Source organism: Tabrizicola sp. (assembly GCF_051645465.1).
Classification (GTDB): domain Bacteria; phylum Pseudomonadota; class Alphaproteobacteria; order Rhodobacterales; family Rhodobacteraceae; genus Tabrizicola.
Map to the genome: position 1 here is coordinate 1 of NZ_JBOFBI010000370.1, position 3620 is coordinate 3620.

Consider the following 3620-nt stretch of genomic DNA (forward strand, 5'->3'; position numbering starts at 1 on the left):
GGGCGAAGATGCCCTTGCGGCGCTTGATCTTGTCGTTGGTGAAATAGGGCATCTCGACGGACCAGATGACCTCGCCCGTCTCGGCATCAAGCCGCACGAGCTTGGCTTCGTCGTTCACGAGGAAGATCGAGCCGCCTGCTACCGCGACCGGGCCAAGGGCGCCCTCGCCCGCCGACCAGATACGCTCGCCCGAGGAGGCGGACATGGCAACGGTGCGGCCTGAGCCCGAGCCTGCGTAGAGGGTCTTGCCCGCGATGACCGCGTCGCCCGTGACGTCCGCCGTCAGCGCATAGGCGCGGCCAAGGCGTTTGCCTGCCAGAGAGGCCTGCCAGATCTTCGTGCCGCCGCCGATCTTCAGGACGGCCATCAGATCACCTGCCGCCGAAGGGAAGATCACCGCGCGGTCGCCGACCGTGGGGGCTGCAGTGCCGATGTAAGCCGCCTTGCCGGGGCTGCCGACAACCTGCCAGATCACCTTGCCGTCCGCAGCCGAGACTGCCCAGGCCGAGCCGTCGCGGCCCGAGACATAGACCGCCTCGCCGTCGGTTGCGGGTGCCCCGCTCATCGGTGCGTCGACGCGCTGGCGCCAGATCACAGCGCCGGAGCTGGCGTCAAGCGCCACAAGCTCACCGTAGCCGGTGGTGGCGAAGACGCGGTTGCCTGCGATGGCAAGGCCGCCGGCGGACTGCCCGCCGCCCGCGTCGAAGGCTGCGGTCAGGTCGGTTGTCCAGAGAACGCCGCCACCGCTGGAGGTCGCGGTCACCGAGACGCCTGCGTCGATCGTGAAGATGCGGCCATCGGCCACGACGGGAGCGGCGCCGATCCGGTTCTTGCGGCTGGAGCCTTCGCCGATCTTGGCGCTCCAGGCCAGCTGCGGGGTCGACGACAGGGCGGCATGCGGCATGAGGTGCCGGGCGTTTCCGGCGCGGTGGGTCCAGTCGCCGCTGGTCTGTGCGCCAAGCGAGATCGGCTGGCTTTGGTTCTCGGCCTCAGCGGGCGCGGCGGGTGTCGGATCAGCCTCGGTCGGGATGCTGTCTTCAAGGTCGGCGCGTATGGGGAAGCGTTCGCCCTGAAGGATGACCTCACGGTCACCACAGGCAGCGAGAAGCGCCAGAAGCCCTACGCCAGTCATCAGCCTGATCGTCATGCCTGTCACCTGAAAGGACCTTTCCGTCGCGCCCATGCCCGCCTCACCCGCCCGAGACTTCGGGCAAAGTGCCACCAAGCGCCGTCACCACCTGCCCGAGCCGCGCGCGGAGCGGACCCGAGGCTTCCTGATCCTGCATGAGGGCGGTGAGGGCGGCGATGGCTTCGTCCGGCTTGCCCTCTTCGATCAGAAGATAGCCAAGCTGTTCTTCGGCCAGCACCCGGTAGGGGCGGCCCGGGGCGGCAATGCCCTGCAATGCGGTCCGGCGGTCGGCCAGGGGCAGGTCAGCCTGACCCACAAGCACCCGGCGGAGGACGGCAAGATCGCGGTAGCCGACCGGAAGGGTGGCATCGTTCGCCACCTTCTCAAGTGCTGCAAGGGTTGCGGCCTTGTCCTCATCGGGGTCGGAGGCGAGGATCAGTTGCACAATGGCGGCCTGCTCGGCGTCGGCGGGCACTGCGGCCAGCGCCTCACGCCGTTCTTCCGGAGCGCCCTGGTCCATCGCGTCGATCAGCGCGTCGCCAAAGGCCTGGGCGCGGGCGGCTTCGCGGGCTTTCGACCATTCGGTCCAGGCGGTGCCGCCGACAAGCGCCAGGATGGCGACCACGCCGATCCAGCCATATTTGCGGAAAAGCCGGAACAGCCGGTCGCGGCGCACCTCTTCGGTGACTTCTTCGATGAAGCTGTCGGGATTGCTCAACGCTTTGGCCTCTGTCTTCGCTTTTCCCCGTCTTACAGGGAAAGGCCGCGCGTTGCCAAGCCCTGCCCCGCTGGCGCGGCGGTCAGAAACCCTACCGCATGCCCAGCGTCCTGCGGAAGTCGGTAATCCAGTCCTCATAGCCCTGCGGCAAGGTGCCCGTGGCCTGCATCTCTTCCAGGATGGCCAAAGCCTCGCTGTTCTCGGCCGTTCCGTCCTGCAGAAGCGCCGCTTTCTGGCTTAGCGCATTGACCACGTCGATCTTGTACCAGGGGTTATCGGGGAAGGCCGCCTCCAGATCGCGCATCAGGCGCAGGCTTTCCTCCTGGTGGCCGAGCGCCGTCTGGTAGTCGTTCGCCGCGGCATAGGACATGGCGACCCGGTCCTGGCTGACCGCGAGGCTGCGATACCAGGCGGGGTTCGAGCTGTCCCGGTCGACCAGCCACTGGCGCAGCGCAAGCCCGTCCTGGTGGCTTTTCAGCGCACCGGCGTTGTCAGCGATCGCAAGTTGCGCATCGCCCAGCCGCTGGAGCGCGATCCCGAGGTCATTCGCCCAGGGTTCGCTGTAGGGGTCGATGTCAAGAAGCTGGTTACCGACGTCCTTCATCGCGCGGAAGCTTTCGACCGCGGCACGATTGTCGCCCATCGCCACCTGCGCGTCCCCCAGACGGTTCAGCGTGACAAGCTTGTCATGCATGTACTCGGTGTTGTCCGGGGCGATCTGGACAAGCCGCTCGGCGCTTTCAAGCGAGGCCTGTGCGACCGACAACGCCTCTTCGGTGCGGCCAAGCGCCATCAGGCTTTCCGAGTGCAGGTTCTGAGCAACCGAAAGGCTGCGAAGGGCATAGACATCGTCAGGCGCGGCACCTGCCAGGGCAACGCGGTGGGCGACCGCCTCGGCTATCCGGGCTTCGGCGACTTCGGCATTGCCGTCGGAAAGGTCCATCTCGGCGAGGGATGTCAGCGTCACGGCCGCTTCTTCGCGATAGCGGGGCACCCCGGGATCGGTCGTGAGCAGGGCCTGTCGCAGATCTAGCGCCCTTTGATAGTATTCGCGCGCGCCCGGAATATCGCCCATCGCCCGCTTTACTTCGGCCAGCTTGTTCTGGCTAAGCGCAAGGTCGGCCTGGCGCGGCAGGTTCTCGGGGTCGAACGCAGAAATCGCCTCTTGCACCACAACCGCGCTTTCGCGGGCGGCGAGCGCTGCCACGAGATCGTTCTGGGCAAAGAACATGTCGCCCAGACGGTCATGGCTGACGACAAGGTCCTGCTGCCAGACCATGTTCGTCGGGTCCAGGGCCGCGAGCTTTTCGCGAATGGCGAGGGCCGCCTGATAGGCGAGCAGCGCGGATTCGGTGTCGCCCGTGGCCTGATGGGTGTCGCCGATCCGGTCGAAGTTGATGGCAAGGTCGCGCTGGCGCGGCTTGTTGTCGGGGTCGAGAGCCGCCAGTTCCTCGCGTATCACAAGGCCCTTGCCGTAAACTTCGAAAGCCGCCGGATAGTCGCCATCGGCCGCCAGCATATCGCCGATCCGCTCATAGCTGATCGACAAGTTGCGGCGGATCAGTGCATTGCCGGGGAAGTCGGTGGCCAGCGCCTCTCCAACCTCAAGGGCCGTCTCGAACGCGGTCTTCGCGCCGGCCCGGTCGCCCATCGCGAGAAGCGCGTCACCGATGCGCTCTTGAGTGAACGAGAAATCCATCCGGTACGTCACGTCTTCCGGGTCGCGCGCGAGCAGGTCTTCCACGATGGCCAGCGCGGCCAGGTGCGCGTCAT

3 protein-coding genes are annotated in these 3620 nt (G+C 66.7%); all 3 read right to left on the reverse strand.

What is annotated here, in order from left to right:
- On the reverse strand, positions 1–1147 hold a 1147-nt coding region (locus ACRCSW_RS22855; protein ID WP_438707950.1), incomplete at its 3' end, for a PQQ-binding-like beta-propeller repeat protein.
- A gap of 43 nt (positions 1148–1190) precedes the next feature.
- Entirely contained in the window at positions 1191–1847 is a 657-nt protein-coding gene (locus ACRCSW_RS22860) for a tetratricopeptide repeat protein (protein WP_438707951.1), read from the reverse strand.
- Positions 1848–1938: 91 nt separating this feature from the next.
- On the reverse strand, positions 1939–3620 hold a 1682-nt coding region (locus ACRCSW_RS22865), incomplete at its 5' end, for a tetratricopeptide repeat protein (RefSeq protein WP_438707952.1).